General features: G+C 61.8%; 2 protein-coding genes. Both read left to right on the top strand.

Annotated elements, in window-relative coordinates:
* On the top strand, positions 1-1741 hold a 1741-nt coding region (gene tkt / locus VBE63_RS28095), incomplete at its 5' end, for a transketolase (protein WP_323686282.1).
* A gap of 111 nt (positions 1742-1852) precedes the next feature.
* Positions 1853-2032: glyceraldehyde 3-phosphate dehydrogenase NAD-binding domain-containing protein (locus VBE63_RS28090; RefSeq protein ID WP_323686281.1), on the top strand; the 180-nt coding region annotated here is incomplete at its 3' end.

Genomic DNA, 2032 nt, shown 5'->3' with positions numbered 1-2032 from the left:
CCAACTGCACTCCAAGACCCCGGGCCATCCCGAGTATGGCTATGCGCCAGGGATCGAGACCACGACCGGGCCGCTCGGGCAAGGCATCAGCAATGGCGTCGGCATGGCGATCGCCGAGAAGGTACTGGCCGCGCAGTTCAACAAGCCTGGCCACGAGATCGTTGATCACTTCACCTACGTCTTCCTCGGTGATGGCTGCCTGATGGAGGGTATCTCGCACGAGACCTGCTCCCTGGCTGGCGCCCTGGGCTTGGGCAAGCTGATCGCCTTCTACGATGACAACAACATTTCCATCGACGGCGAAGTCCGCGGTCATGGCGAGGTGCCGGCCTGGTTCCTCGATGATACCCCGAAGCGCTTCGAGGCCTACAACTGGCATGTGATCCCGAAGGTCGATGGCCATGATGCGGAGGCCGTGAAGGCGGCGATCGAGGAGGCGCGTGCGGTCACCGATAAGCCGACGCTGATCTGCTGCCAGACGATCATTGGCTTCGGCTCGCCAAATAAGCAGGGCAAAGAAGAATGTCATGGCGCTGCGCTTGGCGACGATGAGATCGGGCTGACCCGCGAGGCCCTGGGCTGGATGCATCCACCCTTCGAGATTCCAGATGCGATCTACTCGGGATGGGATGCAAAAGCGCGTGGCGCAAGCACCGAGCGTGCTTGGAATGACAAGTTCGCAGCCTACAAGGCGGCTTTCCCGGCGGAGGCGGCTGAGTTCGAGCGCCGCATGGCTGGCGAGCTGCCCGAGGATTTCGATGCCAAGGCCTGGGACTTCATCAAGGCCGTCGATGCCAAGGCCGAGAAGATCGCCACCCGCAAGGCCTCGCAGAACGCCATCAATGGCTTAGCCCCGCTGTTGCCGGAATTGCTCGGTGGTTCTGCCGACCTGGCCGGCTCCAACCTGACGCTCTGGTCTGGAGCCAAGGGTGTCGGCCCGGCCAATGCGAGTGGCAACTACATCTATTACGGCGTGCGCGAGTTCGGCATGTCGGCGATCATGAACGGCATCACCCTGCATGGCGGCTTCAAGCCCTATGGCGCCACCTTCCTGATGTTCATGGAGTATGCCCGCAACGCGGTGCGCATGGCGGCACTGATGAAGATCAATCCGATCTTCGTTTACACCCATGACTCCATCGGCCTCGGCGAAGACGGCCCGACCCATCAGCCGGTCGAGCAGGTCTCGATCCTGCGTTTGACGCCGCGTATGTCGACCTGGCGCCCCTGTGACGCGGTCGAGAGCGCGGTGGCCTGGAAGCTCGCTGTCGAGCGTCGCGAAGCGCCGACCGCGCTGATCTTCTCACGTCAGGGTGCACCGCACATGACGCGGACCGAAGCGCAGATGCGTGCGATCGAGAAGGGCGCCTATGTGCTGCGCGACTGTGATGGCACTCCAGATGCCATCATCATTGGCACGGGTACCGAGGTCGAGCTGGCGACGACGGCGGCTGAGCAACTGAGCGCCAAGGGCCGCAAGGTTCGGGTCGTCTCGATGCCCTCGATGGATACCTTCGATGCCCAGGATGCGGCCTACAAGGAATCGGTCCTGCCGGATGCGGTCAAGGCTCGGGTCGCGGTTGAGGCGGGCGTCTCTAGCCTCTGGCCGAAGTACGTTGGCATGCACGGCAAGATCGTCGGTGTCGACCGTTTCGGCGAGTCCGCGCCAGCACCTGCCATCTATAAGGCATTCGGCGTCACTGCTGAGGCAGTGGCCGAGGCCGTCGACAGCCTGCTCTAAAGCCTAAACGCCCATCTGCTCAGCGCGGGGTCAGGTCGATCCTGCCCGCGGTGACCTGGCTAACCCGAATTCAACCTGTTCTTTAGCACTCGTTTACGAGGAGTACCCCCAATGACCTTGAAAGTTGGCATCAATGGTTTCGGCCGTATCGGTCGTATGGCCTTCCGCGCGATCTCCAAGGATTTTCCGGACATGCAGGTTGTCGGCATCAACGACCTGCTCGATCCCGATTACCTGGCCTACATGCTCAAGTACGACTCGGTACATGGCAACTTTGATGGCGATATCTCG

The sequence above is a fragment of the Lamprobacter sp. genome (assembly GCF_034860625.1).
GTDB lineage: Bacteria > Pseudomonadota > Gammaproteobacteria > Chromatiales > Chromatiaceae > Lamprobacter.
The sequence above is the reverse complement of the archived record's forward strand: the minus strand, read 5'-3'. Positions and strand labels throughout refer to the sequence as shown.